Source organism: Ferdinandcohnia sp. GQ5 (genome assembly GCF_059759275.1).
This window is the reverse complement of sequence record NZ_JCAXEW010000011.1, coordinates 153,758-170,862: the sequence shown is the minus strand read 5'-3', so window position 1 is coordinate 170,862 and position 17,105 is coordinate 153,758. Positions and strand designations below refer to the sequence as shown.

Here is a 17,105-nt window from a genome sequence, read left to right as displayed (position 1 = left end):
TCAATATTCCTCTCACAATGAAATAGTATTATTTTTCGTAATATTGGTGTTTTTTATTCATTTTGGCACTTTTATGAATAAAACACTACATTTCAACTATTGTGATATCAAACATATCACCTATGTTACTTTAACAATTGCTAAACGGTTTGTTTAGCTTTCCCAGTTCTTTTTGAATTCTTTTATTGGAGAGTAGAAATCCAGTATAGTCTTGAACAATCCTCTATCAAAATCGCTTAAAATACATGTTTTTAACAATCTTAAAGTACATAATATGGCTACAATTGGAAAAATTATGAGGTAGGATGAAATTTCATATAACGTTCCTAATTGTGTTTGTTGGAGGATTTTATAGATGCTACGGCACATATTTAGTAAATCGAGAAAATCAAACAAGAGGGAAAAGAAGAATCAAGATGTTAAAATACCGAGTTTGATTTATGATGATTTAACCGAAAATTTATCGAACATAAAAAAAATCTTAGACTCCCCAAGTGATCTAATTGTACGTGTGTTTACAATTGGTGAAAGTGGGCAATCGTGTGCTGTCGTATGTATTGATGGATTAGTAGATAAGGAATTAGTGAATGAAGAGATTATTAAAAGTATTCAAATTAGCTGTACAAAAAACAATCAGGAGTTGCCTCTTAGTGGAAAGAATATCTTGACTGAATTAGAGAATAAAGTTCTCTCTGTCCATGAACTAAAAAAGGCTGATACATTGGACAATGTGATGTTAGCGATTTTAGAGGGAGACACAGCTCTTTTTATAAATGGTATTAACCAAGTACTTCTCGTCGGCAGTAAAGGATGGGCTGGTCGAGGGGTTGAAGAACCCATGACAGAATCGTTAATAAGGGGCCCCCGAGAAGGTTTTACCGAGAATATTAGAACGAATACTATGTTAATCCGCAGAAATGTTAGAGATCCTAATCTTCGGTTTGAATCGAATAAAATTGGCCGCCGTTCGAAAAAGGATTTGATTGTTTGTTATATCGAAGGAATTGTTCACCCAGAAATTTTGGCAGAAGTTAACCGTCGTTTAAAATGCATAGATGTAGATGATGCGCCAGAAAGTGGAACGATTGAAGAATGGATTGAGGATAGTTTTCTTTCACCTTTTCCACAAATTTTACATACGGAAAGAGCTGATAAGGTATCAACCTCTCTCTTTCAAGGAAAGGTAGCTATTTTATTAGACGGTACACCCTTTGTTTTAATAGCACCAACTACACTCGCTTCCCTATTCCAATCACCTGAGGACTATTATGAACGTTGGTTCATAGGTAGTTTAATACGTATATTAAGGTATATTGCGGCATTTTTAGCAGTATTTCTACCAGCATTGTATATTGCCATTGTTTCCTTTCATCAGGGAATGATCCCATCAAGATTAGCCTTTTCCCTTGCTGCATCCAGGGAAGGCCTGCCCTTTCCTGCAATCGTAGAAGCACTATTAATGGAAGCGACGTTAGAACTTCTCCGTGAAGCTGGGATTCGACTGCCGAAAACAATTGGCCAGACCATCGGAATTGTAGGAGGACTCGTTATTGGTGAAGCTGCCGTTCAAGCAGGAATCGTTAGTCCTGTTATGGTCATAGTTGTAGCGTTAACAGCCATTTCCTCATTTGCCATTCCATCGTATAGTGCAGGAATTGCGTTTCGAATCCTACGATTTGCTACTATGTTAGCAGCAGGTATTTTTGGTCTGTATGGTATCATTCTCGTTTACATTATGATTAATATTCATATTGCACGATTAAATAGCTTTGGCATTCCTTATTCTGCACCATTTGCCCCCGCCTTTTATCATGATTGGAAAGATTTGGTCATTAGGGCGCCATTAACTGCACAACATAAAAGACCTCAATATGTTCAGACAGTCGATGACACACGGTCAAATAAGGGGGATGAAAACTCTTGAAAACATTCGAGTACGGTGACAATGAAATTGGAAGTAAAGAAGTAACTATGTCTGTAGCAAGTATGGTAATAGGGTTTGGTGTCCTCACACTCCCTCGTACAATTGTCAGTACTACGAATTCGATTGATGGATTTATTTCAATAGTTATAGGTGGTATTTTGATACTTTTCTTTACATGGATATTAGGAATGCTTACGACTAAATTTCCTAAGAAAAATCTACATGAATTTACAAGTTTGATCATAAATAAACCAGTTGCAACTATTTTAACAATGATATTTGCCTTCTATTCTATGCTATTTGTTAGTTATGAAATGAGGGGTACTGCTGATATTTCAAAACTCTATTTGTTCGACGATACACCTGTTGAAGTAATTGGCTTTGTGTTTTTATTGGTGGTTATATATGCTGTTTCCGGTCCAAGCTCTGTGATCATAAGGATTAATTTAATGTTTTTACCTATTGTTTTATGTATTTTAGCTGTTTTAATCTTGTTGAATGTAAACTTTTTTGAAGTAAAAAATATCAAACCATTCTTCGTTACCGATTGGCTAGGAATATTACAAGCTTCAAGAGAAACGATATTCTCCTTTTTAGGCTTCGAAACCATTTTATTTTATAACATGTTCCTGAACAAACCGAAGGACATGGTGAAGTCAGCTCTGGTTGGTATATCGATCCCTTTCCTTTTATATTTACTTATCTTTTTGTTCGTAATCGGTGTTTTTGGTACCGAAGTAACTAGAAATTTACTTTATCCTACAGCTGAATTAGCAAGACTTGTAGAAATTCCGGGAGGCTTTTTTGAGAGATTTGAATCTCTTTTTTTTACAATTTGGGTGATGACGCTTTTTACTACTGCTGCTATGGCCTATGATGTAACCCTGCTCGCATTGAAGTCCGTATTTAACAAGGTCAATCGAATGACTCTCATTTTTATACTTTCACCCATTATGTATATCATTGCGATGACGCCTCAAAATGTATTAGAACTTTCAATATTTGGCGAATGGATAAGTTATATTGGAATCATATTAAGTATGGTTATCCCAGTTCTACTACTGATCATTGCAAAAATACGAGGAGTGAAAGTCAATGGCTAAACTCATGAAACTAACAGGTTTCCTTTGCATTCTTATATCGGTTACAGGATGTTGGGATCGAGTTGAAATAGAAGAAAGAGGCTTCGTGATTGGTGCTGCCATTGATACAACCGAAAAGAGTTCTGACGATTCATTTGGAACCAGACCGAATAAAGCAAGAAAAGAAGATTATAAATTGACATATCAATATGTAGTTCCTGCAAATATCCAAGGAAGCGGTAGTGATGGACAATCGAAGGGTGGGTCCGGTGGAGGAAATCCCTACTTCAATGTCTCATCAGAAGGAAAAACTATTTTTCAAATTACAAGGCAATTATCTACCCAAGTCGGTCGTTCTCCCTATCTTCAACACGTTAAAATCATTGTTCTGTCAGAAGCACTTTCGAAACAAGGTTACTTATATGATGCGCTTGATTTTTTTGTGCGTGATCATGAAATGAGAAGGGTTGCGAAGGTGATGGTTACAAATGGGGAAGCAATCGACGCTTTACAAGTTGACCCCAAAAACGAACCAATGCCTATTATGTTTTTAGAATCAATCACTCAAAATACCGTGAAAACAGCTAAAATGTTACCACCAACCAATCTAGGTGATGTCCATGAAAACTTATTAATGGGTACAAGCTTTGTTATTCCGAGACTAGTAGTGAACAATAAAAAAGCCGCTATATCAGGTGCAGCTGTTTTTGACTCCCAAGACCAAAAATTGGTTGGAACCCTAAATGACAAGGAAACTATTGGACTAAATTTCATTCTTGGAGATATCCAAGGTGGGGTACTCGAGTTTTTAATGAATGATCAATATTTTGCAGTAGAGGTAAAGCAAGCCAAAAATAAAATTGTTACAAATGCATTAGATAAAAATCAAATGAAATTTACAATCGAAATAAACTCAGAGGGAAATATTGGGGAATCCTATGGAAACCTTAATTTACTTGAACCAAAGGAGTTGGCTGAGATTGAAAAAAAGGCAGAACAGGAAATTGAGCTACTCGTTAACCAAGTGATTGAAAAACTACAAAAGGAATATAAGGTCGATGTCATCAGATTAGGGGAACAACTAAAACAAGATCATTATCGGATATGGGAAAGCGTAAAAAATGATTGGGATAAAGGAGAGAATTATTTTTCAAAAAGCGTAATTGACCTTAAAGTGAACTTCAAATTAAGAGAAATTGGTTCCTCTATTGAAACAGTTCAATAAAAAGGAGTTATGAATGTGTGGAACATGATTTTAGAAAGAATGCCTTCCATGTTTATCATTACACTCGCCCTTTTATCTGCCCTACTTCCATGGGGGATCTACAAGATTAACCGAACTTTGCATCATTATGCTGACCCCCCGTGGAAAAGGGATAATGAAAAACAATGAAGGGAAATAAGCAAAACAGGAGGATACAAGCTCATCTAAATTCAAATGAAGTTTGGTCCTCCTTTCGTACCTATATTCAAATAATACCGTTTAGGAAACCACCCTATCGTTCTTAAAGTTCATTCACAGTCACAAACCTATACCCCTCATCCTGAAGCGATTGGATAATCCCTCAATTTCTGATAAAACTTTATCACTATCTTCATACATTGGATGCATCAGAAGGATTGAACCAGGGATGATTTGTTCTTTGACATACTGGATTCGATCATCCGATTCGGTATAGAAGGTGTCCGGTTCAATATTCGTGGTGATGTTTTGCTATTAGTTTTTTGACCACTTATGCTTTTATTATGCTTCTACTAGTAGTTTCTCTGTTACGTTTGAATTGACCGTATCCAGTTCCAAGGAGAACACCCGCTACGATTAATCCAAACCCTGCCCAATGTGATAAATAGATGCTCTCATGTAATACAAAGTAAGCAGAAATCACTGCGAAGAATGGAGAAAGATTTAAGAAGATTGCAGAATTTCCAGCACCTACCCTATGGATCGCAGCATTTACAATTAAGTAAGCTAATCCAGTAGCAACAAAACCTGAGAAAATCAATAATCCCAAAGCGACCGCACTTCCTTCTGGAATTTGAGAGATTCCGTTTGGTTCAGTGATAAGTGCATTAATCATCAATATCAATGAACCTACTAAAAGGGTAATTCCTGTCATATATGTCGTATTCAACGTATCAGAAACCTTCTTGATTAAGACAAAACTGACCGTCTGAACAATAACTGCGATCAATAAATATAAGTCACCCATTGATATCGAAAAACCTTCGTTGCTTCCTGCCAAAATGATAATGAAAACACCGATAAAACCCAATACAAAGCCTAACGCTCTCATGAGAGTAAATTTATCATTGAGAAATATTGCTGCACCAATTGCAGTTGCAATTGGTGCAGCCCCTAAAATAATGCCGGCATTTGTTGCAGTCGTAAAATTCAGTCCAACAGACATAAAATATTGGAAGCCAAATATTCCAAAAGTGGAAATACCTATAACGTAAAACCATTCTTTTCTCGTTAATTTACGATACAGTTTTTTATAGATGATGAACGGTACTAGTGCAAGAAACGCAATAAAAACGCGAATTGCAGTGATGGTAACAGGTGGAAATTCAGAAACAACAATTTTCACTGCAATTACATTAAATCCCCAAATAGCCATCATGACTGTTAATAATAGATAAAGATAGGACTGCTTCATTTATTAATCCCCATTCCCTTAAAATTAGATAAAACTTATTAATCCATAAGAAGACCACTGCAATTACTCACAGAATATGAGATTACAGTGGTCTTTGGTTAGAATAATGGTAACGAGTCAAATTCTAATTTAAGTATTCTCTTAGGCTTGAACCTTAGAACTTAGTTGAATATTTTTGAATTGTTGAACCTGGCCGGAAATAGCTTGTTCAGTTGGTAATCTTTCAATACTAGAAGCACCGAAGAATCCCGAAACTCCATTCGTTCTGCTTAGTACATATGCAGCATCCTCAGGTTCAGAGATTGGTCCACCATGACATAATACGATGATATCTGGGTTAACTGATTTACCTGCATCATGTATTTTTTGAACTAACCCCACTGCATCATCAATGTCCATCGCAGTTTGTGCACCTATTGCTCCTTTTGTAGTAAGTCCTACGTGAGCTACTAGAATATCAGCTCCTGCCTCTGCCATTTTAATTGCATCTTCTTCACTAAATACATATGGAGAAGTCACAAGTCCTAGATCATGCGCTTTACGAATCATTTCAACCTCTAAGTCATAGCCCATTCCTGTTTCCTCAAGGTTTTGACGGAATTGTCCATCTATTAATCCAACTGTTGGGAAGTTTTGTACACCAGTAAATCCTTGTTCCTTTAACTGTTTAAGAAATACATCCATATTTCTAAATGGATCTGTTCCACAAACACCTGCTAATACAGGAGTATCCTTAACAATTGTTAGAACCTCATTACCCATTTCAACAACAATTTGGTTTGCATCTCCATATGGCATAAGTCCAGCTAAAGATCCACGACCTGCCATACGGTAACGACCTGAGTTATAAATGATAATTAAGTCAATGCCACCAGCTTCAGCACTTTTGGCTGAAAGACCAGTACCCGCTCCACCACCAATAATAACCTCATTGTTTTTGATTTTACCCTTTAACTTTTGAATTACTTCTTCTCTTGAATTAGACATGTGTCGCGTCTCCTTTCTTTGCACTCATTTGCTCTAATAGTTTTGTTGCAATTAGCTTCGAAACACTTGGATCATTAATATCTTCTTCTACTTCAATCAGTGTAATATGTTCTTTTAGATTTACTTTAATTGCGTCGTATAACGCTTCACGTTCTTCTTGACCGTCGAATGGTTGACCAGCACGGTCTAATAGTGAAACACCACCTTTTGGGAAAACAAGTACAACTGGCGATGAACTTTTATTTAATTTATGTGCGATTATTTCTCCCAATTTGTGATTCTCTTCTATTGTTGTCCTCATTAACGTTGTTGTTGAATTATGCTGGTAAAACTTTCGATTCTTGAATTGTTGAGGAACTGTTTCTGGAGGACCAAAGTTTACCATATCTAATGCTCCAACAGAAACCACTTGAGGAATACCAACTCGACCGGCTGCTTCGAGGCGGGATTCACTAGCTTTGAAGATTCCTCCAACAAGGCCATCAGCTAATTCAGTTGTCGTAATATCTATAACTCCTTCAATAAAGCCTTCCTTTATTAAAGCTTCCATAGAGTCTCCACCTGCACCAGTAGCATGGAACACAAGTACATCGTAGCCATTTTGCTCTAAAATTTCTCTTGTTTTATTTACACAAGGCGTTGTAACCCCAAACATTGTTGCTCCAATCATTGGCTTTTCTTCTACTTCAATACTAATTTCATTCCCTTTAACCATCCCGCTTAAAGCATTTGCTGCATTCTTTAAGATAAGTGAAGAAAGGCTATTAATACCAGCAATATCCACAATTGAATACATCATCATAATATCTTTTTCACCAACGTATGGTCTGGTGTTACCTGAAGCCACAGTTGACACTAACAACTTAGGAATTCCAATCGGAACATCCTTCATTGCGATAGCACCTACAGTTGTTCCAGCAGTTCCACCCATTCCGAATACTGCAGCGACCTTACTCTCTTCCACTAAACGTTTTAAGACTTTCCTAGCACCGTCTGCCATTACTGTAACAGCGGTACCGCGATCATTCTTTTCTCTTAACTCCTCCAATGAAGATCCTCCAGCTTTGGCGACTTCATCATTGGGAATATCCCCTTCAGATAAAGAAGGGTAGACACCAGTATTGATTAAAATTGTTTCAAGTCCATTCTCTTCAATTATCCCCTTGACATATAAAAACTCTTTTTCCTTAGTATCCAATGAACCTATTAAAACGATTTTTTTACTCATGAGCACCCTCCTTCGCTACTGTTTGTTCAAAAAATGCCTTGGTTTGACGAACTACTTCTACTTCACCAATACGATCCTGAACATAAAATGATGGATAGTGAGTGTCAATTGTTAAAATTGCTTGTGGATCGTTTTCCGCAATTGCCTTCATTACTGGTGTATGATCATAATCATCCTTACCCGCAATTGCAAAGTTGCCAAAAGTTCCTGTAGGATTTTCTTTTGTGATTGAATTCGATAAACGGTATGCACCCTTTAAGTGCGTTTGATAAACATGACCCTTAATATGTTCATATGCTTCAACAGTTGGATATTCACCTGCTCTCCAGCCATTCAACACATCCCAATTAACCTTTAAGTTCGGATGATTCGTATATTTCATAAGAATCCCAAGCTCTTTAGCACTGTTTGTAAGTGTTGGTGGCTCGTTCTCTACTAAAAGAATTTTGTTTCTAGATTTTGCCTGTTCCGCATGTCGTAGCATAATATTTGCATTGTGACGATATTGAGCATCTTTCTCTTCATCAGAAAGAAGGTTGAAATCCTCTTGACGGTATAAGGAATAGATACGAATAAAGGTTGAACCGAAGATATCAGCTAAATCGATTAGACGGTTCAAAACCTCTTCCATTTGCTTGTGGTGCTCTTCATCATGATTATCGTATTTAGGAGGTCCTGAGAACGTACAAGAGTTTACAGCCCAAGAGCTTAAGCTGCTAACCTGCAGGCCTTGCTCTTGGATCATTTCACTTAATACTCGTGCTTTTTCTAGTGTGACATCATCTATTGTAGACCCGTTTAATTTTCCTCTTAGATCAATATTCGTAAATCCTAAGTTTTTTGCATGCTCTAAGGATTCCTGAAAAGATTCAGTTCCTAACATGTCTGTGAAAATACTAAATTTCATCTTATAACCCCCGTCTACTCGATTGTGATCCACTTACCTGAACGATTGTTCTTATACGCTTCAAAGATTTTTGTTAAATGAACAGCATCTTTTAAAGTAGCAAGTTCTACTTTTCGATCATTTAAGACTGCATGGGCGAAATGATTTACACTTTGAACCATCCCTTGTAAAAATAGGTTCTTATTATATAACTGACCAAGTGAGAATTCAGGTTCCCAATGAACAGGACCTTCTAATGGATTATCCCCAATGTAAATTGGTGCCTTTCCGTATTCTCCACTACCTTTTGACCCTCTATAGTAAGCAAGGCGGATTGCATTATCAATAACCACATTTTCTTTATTTCCTATCACTTCATAACGCTCAAATGGACTTGTGTCTGCTTGTGTTGAAGGCAGCTCTAAATTTCCAATAGCACCAGATTTGAATTTTAATAGAGTCTGCACATTCCCGCTTGGCTGATGCTCGATAAACATCATTTCTTTCACATCACCCATTAGGTAATGAATACCGGACATTGGGTGACAGATGTCTAAAAACCAATGTAGACCCGTTCTCTCTCCTAGCTTCTCATCAAATGGAGATAATGTTAATGGATATCTACCAGTAACAGAAGCTGCCTCTCCAAAACTGCTAGATTGTAAGATTTGTTTTGTTTTTACAAAAGTAGGATAGAAATAACGTTTATTCGATACTAAGACTGTTTGGCCTGTTTGAGCTTCTAGTTCAAGAAGCTCTTCGCCTTCTTTCGTTGTGTATGCTAATGGTTTTTCCATCCATACAGGAAGCCCCGCTTTAAGGATATCTGGAACAATTTTTGGATAAAGTGGATGACCATTTTTATCAAAGTTTAAAACAATGAATACAGCGTCAAGATCTTCTTTTTTGATCATTTCCTTGTAATCCGTATAGGCACTTTTTGCTCCAAAACGCTTCTTGTACAGTTCCGCTCTTTCTTGATTTAAATCACAAACTGCTATTAGATCAATCGGTGCATAATCAAATGTTGGATATACATTTCGATATGCATGTGCACCACATCCGATAAAACCTATTCGAAGTTTGTTGGTATACTCATAGTTAAATTTAATTGGTTCCATGTTTAAGTCTCCTTTTGATTCGAATTTTTATCGTCCTTATTCACCAATTGTTTGTCTGTCAGGTGCAGAATAAGCGATAATCATTCTACATGGCTCCCAGCTAGTAACAGTTGCATTATGTGGAACATTTCTAGGAATACGTAACATCATTCCTGGTTTTAAGTGGTACGTTTCATCACCTAGGGTATGTTCACACTCACCTGATATAACAAAGATTACTTCTTCACAATTTGGATGGATATGTCGTGGATTTGATTCACCAGCATTGATATAAACCATCCCAAAAGTCATTTCAGATTCTGGATCGATTTCCTGACCGCAAAGCCATTGAATGGATCCCCAATCGTTTTTAAGTGTGTGTTTTCCTTCATATAAATCTGTAATTGTAGCCATTAAAAAATCTCTCCTTTTGTTTTAATTTTTCATTTATGATTTACAAGTATTATTTATTTGCACCACTTGCCATCCCTTCAACAAAGGACCGTTGGAAAATCAAATACACTATAATACTCGGGATCATGCTTATAACAGTTCCACCAAAGATTAACCCGAAGTTGGTTGTTTGCTCTCCTTGGAAGGAATATAGACCTAAAGAAATTGTAAATTTCTCTTGTGAAATTAATAGAACTAGCGGCAGTAAGAAATCATTCCATATATTCATAAAAGTAAAGATAAGTAGTGCAACTAAACCTGGTTTTGCTAAAGGCAACATAATTGTCCAATAGGTTCTCCATTCTCCAGCCCCGTCCATTGCAGCTGATTCACGCAATTCCTTTGGTACATCCCTAAATGTATTTCTCATTAGGAATATTGAGAATGGAAGTGCTAGACCTGCCGATACTAACGTTACACCTGAAAGAGTATCTACCATCCCCATAGCCTTCAGTTGAAAGAAAATCGGAATGATAATAGCCTGAACCGGGAGGGCCATTCCTAACAACACTAGATAAAAGATTAGATTATTTCCTTTAAATGAAAGCTGTGCAAATGCATAACCTGCTGGTGCAGCAACTAATGCAACTAGCACCATGCCCCCTATCGTAATAAATGCACTATTAAGAAAGTAAGTTTTAAAGTTTCCTAAATTCCAAGCGCCAATATAATTATCAAAATTCCATGATTTAGGTAATGAGAAAGGTGAACTAAAAATCTCCATATTCGATTTAAAACTTGCTAATATTGCATATACAATAGGGGATGTAATGAAAAGTAACAATACCGATAGGGTAATCCATAGAGTTAGCTGGGATCCTTTTAACTGTCTCAATCGTGTTACCATTCTATTCAGTCCTTTCTCGGTAATAGTTAAAGCCAATCGTAAATGCGATTACAATAATCCCCAATACCACGCTACCGGCAGTTGCATAACTTACTTTGTTCATACTAAATGCCGCTTTATACACATAAGTGGAAACAACTTCACTCATGTAGAAAGGACCGCCTTGCGTCATTATCCAAATCAATGCGAACCCTTTAAGTGCGTGGATAATAACCATACTGATAACAACATTTAATGTATTTCTTAAACTTGGAATGGTAATATGCCAAAACTTACTTATTGGTCCAGCCCCGTCGATGTCCGCAGCTTCATATACGCTATAGTCAACGCTTTGTAGACCTGCAAGGAAAAGAATTAAATACAAACCATAGAATGCCCAAGTACTTGCAATTACGAGAGCTGGGATAACAAATAAAGGTTCCCCTAACCAGTTTTTTGCTAGACTATCCAACCCTACCGTTTTAAGAAAAACATTAATGGGACCCATCATTGGATCATAGATTTTTGACCAAAGTACCCCAACAACAGCTAAGGAAAGAACACTTGGTAGATAAAATCCTGCTCTAAAAAACGTCTTTCCTTTCTTAACCCTACTGATTAATACTGCCAACACTAAGGTAGGAACCACCATAAGGGCAAGGCTAAGTACGACCCATAAAAGGTTATGGCCTAATGATTTTAAAAAAATGTCATCTTTTGTTAATTGGACATAATTTTCAAGCCCTACAAAGTTCATGGTTGATGATGCTCCATCCCAATCGAAGAAGCTATAACGGATAGCGTCAATCATTGGATAAAGCATAAAAACTGCATATAATAACAATCCTGGGAGAAGGAATGACGCGATCGTAATTGCCTTCTTAATTTTCATTCTTGCTTTACTATTAACAGCGATTACATTTTTTTTATTATCCATTTCTAATACAGGTGGTGAATGACTCATATATTGCCTCCTTCCTTAGTTGGGACCTAGTCACATAATCAGCGTGTCCAAGTCCCACCATTCAATTGTTATTTCAAACTAAACCCATTAGCTCGGTCTTTTTCAGCACCTTTTTCAATGCTTTCCATTGCCTCTTGCGGTGTAACCAATCCACCGACAAGCCCTTGGAGATTTTGATAGTAAGCTTCTTTTGCTTCTACACCAATAAATACACTTGGATTTAAGCCAGAGCCATCTTCAATTTGTTTCATAGCAGATTTTAAAACTTCACCTACAGGTTCAATAGACATAGAAGCCTTAGATGCAGGGATAAAATTGTAATCTGGAAAGTTTAATACGATTTTGCTAAAGTCCTCTGATAAAATGAATCCCATCCATTTTTCAGCATAATCTACATTTATCGCCTTCGTAGGAACTACCCATGTTTGTCCAACACCCCCAACAGGCTTCGCAGTTTTTCCATCAACAAAGGATGGCATCATAAACATATCAACACTATCCTGAAGGTTTTGATCAGCTAAATCGGTAATGAGATAAGTACCTTCAGATTCCATTGCTGCTTGTTTCGATAAAAATCTGAACTTAGAATCGGCCTGAGTTTGGGTAACTGACTCTTTCGTGATATAGCCCTCTTCTACCCATTCAGCAAGCATTTCAGCAACCTTTACTACTTCTGGGTCATTCCATTTTCCATCCCCATAAAGTAATTCTTCTACTTTTTCAGTTCCCATTACACTTTCCATCATGACACCGAAGATCCAACCTATCGCATATCCGTTTCTTGCCCCAACTGTAATGGGTGCAACGCCCCCATCTTTAAGTGTTTGAAGCGCTTTCAAAAATTCATCTTTAGTAGATGGTACTTCTACACCATGCTGCTCAAAAATATCTTTGTTGTAAAACATCCCGATTGCATCAATCATGTGTGGTACCTCGTAGATGTTTTCCCCTTTTGAGATAAGGTCATATGCAAATGGTCGAAGGGCATCTTCCCAATTATTCTTCTCATATAGCTCATTGAGTGGCTGAATTAATTCTACATCTGATAGAATCGATACCCTTCCTGGACCTGCATTCATCAAGATAGCATCTGGAGGCTCAATTCCTGATTGCAAAAGAGTTGGCAATTTTCCAGACTCTACTTGCACATCCCCAGTTGTAAGATTCACTTCAATTCCAGGATTCAATTCTTTAAATTTTTCTACTACACTTTCCCATTGTTGTTTCTCTACATCGTTGTAAAAGTTCGGTATCATTAGATCAAGCGCATCACTATTCCCGCTTGCTGTTTCGTTTTTCTCTTCTGTAGAATCTGTTTTTGTTTTATTATCAGTTGATGATGTGGGTGATTGACAAGCTACTGTAAATAACATCAGTATTACAAGTAATAAAGAAATCTTATGTTTGCTCCCCTTCATAAACATCCCATCCTTATTTTCTTTTTTTGTTTAATAGAATTACAAAATTACTATTTTACTTTTCACGCTCCTTTTCATAGAATAAGAATAACGTTTATTTATTAATAATTTTAAATGATGTTAATTTTCATTCAATAGTGTAGAAGGTGGATAATAGGGGGGTGAATCGTGGTTAATATTTCATAGATTTCAAATTCACCTAATTTATGGAGGAAAATTATGAAATTCATTAACTCAATTTTTTTCAAGCTCTTTATGACTTTTCTTCTATTTTCCTTAATTCCTATGGGTATTGTTGGCTGGTTTGCCTATGATAGATATTCCAATAATGTTTATGAAAATTTACAGAATCACGCAGATGATATATTAAAGCAAAAGATGAATGCGCTTTCCTTAATCATAAATGATATGGAAAGGATGGAAAAAGGCATTACTCAGAGTAAGGTGTTTTCAGAGTTTCTCACAAATACAAATCCATTAGAACATTCTAAACTTTATTTAGAGCTCGATGAATTACTCTTGAGTATACAAAATATAAGACCTGAAATAGCAGGAATTATGATCGTTAGTAATAATGGGTATTTTTACAATTATGGGTACTCTCATGATTTACAATTTACAAATGAGGGCTTCAGAAAGCTTCCATGGGTGAAAGACGTGGAACAAAATAATTACCTTACCCCACAAATTACAAATCTACATGAAAGACCCTATTCAAATCATGATAAGGGCCAAGAAGTTTATTCCTATGTAAAAAAAGTATGGGATCGTAAATTAAAGTCATACGGATTTCTTATCATTGATTTTAAAGAGGATTCGGTCAAAGCAATATTGCAAAATAATTCAGGTACTTCCTATAAAAATTCAGGAACCTTCATTCATGACAATTCTGGTTTTGTTTTAGCACCAGAGAATAGCATAGTTTTTAAAGATGTATTTCGATCGCATTCAGGTTCAACCATTAAAAGCCAATATGGAAGGGAATATCTTATTTTCACGAAGTATTTTCCACAAACAGGTTGGTTTGTATCAGAGTATTTTGAGAAGACCGCTTTCTATGGACCAATTTATGAAATTAGAAAAATCGCAATGCTTGTTACAATTATTACTGCATTGATTTGTTTACTGGCTTCATTATTTATATCACATCGAATTTCAACGCCTATTAAAAATCTTGGTAGAGTGATGAAGAAAGTAGAAAAAGGATACCTTGAAGAGAAATTTCTTGTTAAAACAAAAGACGAGATTGGTGAACTTGGAAAAGGCTTTAATACGATGATTACTGAATTAAAGAAACTTATCCAAGCAGTTAAACGCGAAGAAAAGTTAAAAAAAGAAGCTGAAATCACGGCTTTGCAACTACAAATTAATCCACATTTTATTTATAACACTTTAGAAACGATAAACTCTTTGGCTAGAAAAAAAAGAGAACATGAAATTAGTCGTTTGATTGTATTGCTCGGTAGACTATTACGATCAAGTATAAGCTCATTTGAAGAAAAAATTCCAATCAAACAGGAAATCAATTATATTGTGAATTATTTAGAAATTCAAAAGGCAAGAATGAGAGTGCCATTTAAATACTCACTTTCAATTGACCCAAAAATAGAAAATTATCTATCAGTAAAATGGATCCTCCAGCCAATTGTTGAAAATGCCGTCATCCATGGGATAGACCCTATAAAATCAGAAGGCCAAATAGAGATTATTGGGGAAACAAAAGGAGAAACGATACTTTTTACAATTAAAGATAACGGAATAGGAATTGATTCCTTTAAGCTACAACAAATTCGGCACCAACTTAAGCACAGCTCGAAAGAACTTGCGAAATATAAGAATAAAATTGGGCTATACAATGTTCAAACAAGAATCCAGTCACATTATAACACGTCTTTTGGAATATCGATTGACAGCGAACTAAATGAGGGAACAACTGTTACAATCTCAATACCAATGGAGGTACACAATGCTCAAGATGTTAATAGTAGATGATGATTGGCTAATTTCAGATAGTTTAAAATCATTAGATGAGTGGCACGAACGTAATATCGATGTCGTTGGCACCGCTGAGAACGGAAAAGAAGCGATTTTTTGGATGGAGCAAGAGAACCTGGATATCATTTTAACTGACATTCGAATGCCAGAAATGAATGGGATTGAATTAACTAAGCATATTTATGAAAGAAATTCCAACATCCAAGTGATCATTATGAGTGGGTACGAAGAATTTTCTTACGCACAAAAAGCAATGAAGTACAATGCTAAAGGGTATGTGTTAAAACCAATTGATACGGATGAACTAATGGAAACAATTGATCGAATTCAAAAGGATATTAACCCGATGAAAAATGAAAGCTCTCATCCTGAGAATGAGCCAACTACCTACCATGATAGGCTGGTTCTAAGTGCTCAATCATATATTTTAGCCAATCTAATGAAATCACTAACTTTAAAGGAAATTGCAAATCGTTTGCATCTTACTGACCACTACTTCGGACAGGTTTTTAAATCTGTTACAGGCGAAACCTTCTTAAACTATTTAACAAGAGTACGAATGGAAAAAGCAAGTGAACTAACAAAGAATCCAAATCTTAAAATATATGAAATAGGGTCATTAGTGGGGTATAAGGATCCAAAATCTTTTACAAAAACCTTCCAAAAAGTATTCAACATGACCCCCAATGAATTTCGAAAACAATATTTTGTAAATGAAAAACAATGAAAAAAGATTACCCTTTGTGGGGTAATCTTTTCACGTTTTTACGACTTGCCTTTATTATTGTTTAAAAATAAAAGGAAAATTTATTTCTTCACTTCAATAAACTTTCTACTTTCAACATAATACTCATTCAAAGTATCACTATCAACAATCTCCAAACAATTTAATTGATGACCCATCGCACATCCGCCGTCTATTCCGATTTTATCATTAGAAAACCAAATGTTTGCGGATTTATGGATTTTATTTGTGATGATATGTCCAAAGATTACTTTTCGATCCACGTTTGTTTTATTGTTAACAAACCCGTCACGAATCGTAAAAAAAGTGCTAGGAGGTTGGTCTTTCCAGTTAAGATATGCTGGATCTAATCCAGCATGTACATAAATAAAATCATCGTCTTCAAAATATAATTTTGTTTGTTGGAGAAAGTCAATATGGTCATGATACTTTTGGTTAATAAATTGAATAGTTTCGTTGATTGACATGTTCTCGGCATCAGGACAATAACTTTGTAAAGCTTCCTTCCCACCATATTCCATAAAGACGTCATATACCGAAGAATCCCAATTTAGAACCCTGAGAAACCTGTCATCATGATTTCCACGTAAAACAATCACATTTTCATATTCTGCTAGTTCTATAATCTTTTGAATAACTTCTTTACTTTTGGGGCCTCTATCCACATAGTCACCTAACAGGATTAAGCGATCCTGGTTAGGTACATATTTGACAAGCTTTAATAAATCGTTAAATTCATCGAAACAACCGTGAATATCACTAATGACAAGTGTTCGCAATTGTCTTCCTCCTATCTATTCATTTCCTTACCACAAAATCATTCATTAACAAACTATTATT

General features: G+C 36.0%; 15 protein-coding genes. 5 read left to right on the top strand and 10 right to left on the bottom strand.

The features are described from left to right. Positions 1-355 precede the first annotated feature (355 nt). From AC6CHV_RS15060 to AC6CHV_RS15050, 3 genes are read left to right on the top strand one after another with little or no spacing between them, the layout of a single operon-like run. The gene (locus tag AC6CHV_RS15060; RefSeq protein ID WP_498079136.1) at positions 356-1,924 is read left to right on the top strand and encodes a spore germination protein; all 1,569 of its coding nucleotides are present in this window, start codon (positions 356-358) and stop codon (positions 1,922-1,924) included. Then, positions 1,921-3,027 carry an endospore germination permease gene (locus tag AC6CHV_RS15055; protein WP_498079135.1) on the top strand — a complete coding sequence of 369 codons (1,107 nt, stop codon included), beginning with the start codon at positions 1,921-1,923 and terminating at the stop codon, positions 3,025-3,027. The genes AC6CHV_RS15060 and AC6CHV_RS15055 overlap by 4 nt, the downstream gene beginning before the upstream one ends. After that, positions 3,020-4,231, top strand: coding sequence for a Ger(x)C family spore germination protein (locus tag AC6CHV_RS15050; RefSeq protein WP_498079134.1), 1,212 nt, complete (start codon positions 3,020-3,022; stop codon positions 4,229-4,231). The genes AC6CHV_RS15055 and AC6CHV_RS15050 overlap by 8 nt, the downstream gene beginning before the upstream one ends. Positions 4,232-4,739: 508 nt before the next feature. Here AC6CHV_RS15050 and AC6CHV_RS15045 read toward each other — a convergent pair. The 9 genes from AC6CHV_RS15045 to AC6CHV_RS15005 form a co-directional block, all read right to left on the bottom strand. Next, positions 4,740-5,663 (bottom strand): DMT family transporter, encoded by a 924-nt coding sequence (locus AC6CHV_RS15045; protein ID WP_341332135.1) that lies wholly within the window; start codon positions 5,661-5,663, stop codon positions 4,740-4,742. A gap of 141 nt (positions 5,664-5,804) precedes the next feature. Continuing rightward, positions 5,805-6,650, bottom strand: a complete 846-nt coding sequence (locus tag AC6CHV_RS15040; RefSeq protein ID WP_341332136.1) for a phosphoenolpyruvate hydrolase family protein — start codon at positions 6,648-6,650, stop codon at positions 5,805-5,807. Beyond that, a complete protein-coding gene (locus AC6CHV_RS15035; RefSeq protein WP_341332137.1) occupies positions 6,643-7,878 on the bottom strand; it encodes a Tm-1-like ATP-binding domain-containing protein in 1,236 nt (411 codons plus the stop codon). Before AC6CHV_RS15035 ends, AC6CHV_RS15040 begins: the two co-directional genes overlap by 8 nt. After that, a complete protein-coding gene (locus AC6CHV_RS15030; protein ID WP_341332138.1) occupies positions 7,871-8,785 on the bottom strand; it encodes a sugar phosphate isomerase/epimerase family protein in 915 nt (304 codons plus the stop codon). Before AC6CHV_RS15030 ends, AC6CHV_RS15035 begins: the two co-directional genes overlap by 8 nt. Positions 8,786-8,799: 14 nt before the next feature. Continuing rightward, positions 8,800-9,885, bottom strand: a complete 1,086-nt coding sequence (locus tag AC6CHV_RS15025; protein ID WP_341332139.1) for a Gfo/Idh/MocA family protein — start codon at positions 9,883-9,885, stop codon at positions 8,800-8,802. A 36-nt stretch (positions 9,886-9,921) separates the two neighbouring features. Continuing rightward, the gene (locus AC6CHV_RS15020) at positions 9,922-10,278 is read right to left on the bottom strand and encodes a cupin domain-containing protein (RefSeq protein WP_341332140.1); all 357 of its coding nucleotides are present in this window, start codon (positions 10,276-10,278) and stop codon (positions 9,922-9,924) included. Positions 10,279-10,327: 49 nt separating this feature from the next. After that, entirely contained in the window at positions 10,328-11,164 is an 837-nt protein-coding gene (locus AC6CHV_RS15015) for a carbohydrate ABC transporter permease (protein WP_341332141.1), read from the bottom strand. Between the two features lies 1 nt (position 11,165). Beyond that, entirely contained in the window at positions 11,166-12,107 is a 942-nt protein-coding gene (locus tag AC6CHV_RS15010; RefSeq protein WP_498079133.1) for an ABC transporter permease subunit, read from the bottom strand. Positions 12,108-12,175: 68 nt separating this feature from the next. Further along, positions 12,176-13,525 (bottom strand): ABC transporter substrate-binding protein, encoded by a 1,350-nt coding sequence (locus AC6CHV_RS15005; RefSeq protein ID WP_341332143.1) that lies wholly within the window; start codon positions 13,523-13,525, stop codon positions 12,176-12,178. A gap of 219 nt (positions 13,526-13,744) precedes the next feature. On the opposite strand from AC6CHV_RS15005, the gene AC6CHV_RS15000 reads away from it, so the two are divergent. After that, a complete protein-coding gene (locus AC6CHV_RS15000) occupies positions 13,745-15,517 on the top strand; it encodes a cache domain-containing sensor histidine kinase (RefSeq protein WP_341332144.1) in 1,773 nt (590 codons plus the stop codon). Then, the gene (locus tag AC6CHV_RS14995) at positions 15,492-16,247 is read left to right on the top strand and encodes a response regulator transcription factor (RefSeq protein ID WP_341332145.1); all 756 of its coding nucleotides are present in this window, start codon (positions 15,492-15,494) and stop codon (positions 16,245-16,247) included. The genes AC6CHV_RS15000 and AC6CHV_RS14995 overlap by 26 nt, the downstream gene beginning before the upstream one ends. A gap of 80 nt (positions 16,248-16,327) precedes the next feature. Here the strand turns inward: AC6CHV_RS14995 and AC6CHV_RS14990 are convergent, their stop codons facing one another. Continuing rightward, the gene (locus AC6CHV_RS14990; RefSeq protein WP_341332146.1) at positions 16,328-17,044 is read right to left on the bottom strand and encodes a metallophosphoesterase family protein; all 717 of its coding nucleotides are present in this window, start codon (positions 17,042-17,044) and stop codon (positions 16,328-16,330) included. Positions 17,045-17,105: the final 61 nt, after the last annotated feature.

What these genes read in the sequence shown, in the direction of transcription:
- AC6CHV_RS15015 (WP_341332141.1), bottom strand. Translation starts at nt 11,164, where the DNA reads ATGGTAACACGATTGAGACAGTTAAAAGGATCCCAGCTAACTCTATGG.
- AC6CHV_RS15035 (WP_341332137.1), bottom strand. Translation starts at nt 7,878, where the DNA reads ATGAGTAAAAAAATCGTTTTAATAGGTTCATTGGATACTAAGGAAAAA.
- AC6CHV_RS15020 (WP_341332140.1), bottom strand. Translation starts at nt 10,278, where the DNA reads ATGGCTACAATTACAGATTTATATGAAGGAAAACACACACTTAAAAAC.
- AC6CHV_RS15010 (WP_498079133.1), bottom strand. Translation starts at nt 12,107, where the DNA reads ATGAGTCATTCACCACCTGTATTAGAAATGGATAATAAAAAAAATGTA.
- AC6CHV_RS14995 (WP_341332145.1), top strand. Translation starts at nt 15,492, where the DNA reads ATGCTCAAGATGTTAATAGTAGATGATGATTGGCTAATTTCAGATAGT.
- AC6CHV_RS15025 (WP_341332139.1), bottom strand. Translation starts at nt 9,885, where the DNA reads ATGGAACCAATTAAATTTAACTATGAGTATACCAACAAACTTCGAATA.
- AC6CHV_RS15040 (WP_341332136.1), bottom strand. Translation starts at nt 6,650, where the DNA reads ATGTCTAATTCAAGAGAAGAAGTAATTCAAAAGTTAAAGGGTAAAATC.
- AC6CHV_RS15060 (WP_498079136.1), top strand. Translation starts at nt 356, where the DNA reads ATGCTACGGCACATATTTAGTAAATCGAGAAAATCAAACAAGAGGGAA.
- AC6CHV_RS15045 (WP_341332135.1), bottom strand. Translation starts at nt 5,663, where the DNA reads ATGAAGCAGTCCTATCTTTATCTATTATTAACAGTCATGATGGCTATT.
- AC6CHV_RS15005 (WP_341332143.1), bottom strand. Translation starts at nt 13,525, where the DNA reads ATGAAGGGGAGCAAACATAAGATTTCTTTATTACTTGTAATACTGATG.
- AC6CHV_RS15050 (WP_498079134.1), top strand. Translation starts at nt 3,020, where the DNA reads ATGGCTAAACTCATGAAACTAACAGGTTTCCTTTGCATTCTTATATCG.
- AC6CHV_RS15030 (WP_341332138.1), bottom strand. Translation starts at nt 8,785, where the DNA reads ATGAAATTTAGTATTTTCACAGACATGTTAGGAACTGAATCTTTTCAG.
- AC6CHV_RS15000 (WP_341332144.1), top strand. Translation starts at nt 13,745, where the DNA reads ATGAAATTCATTAACTCAATTTTTTTCAAGCTCTTTATGACTTTTCTT.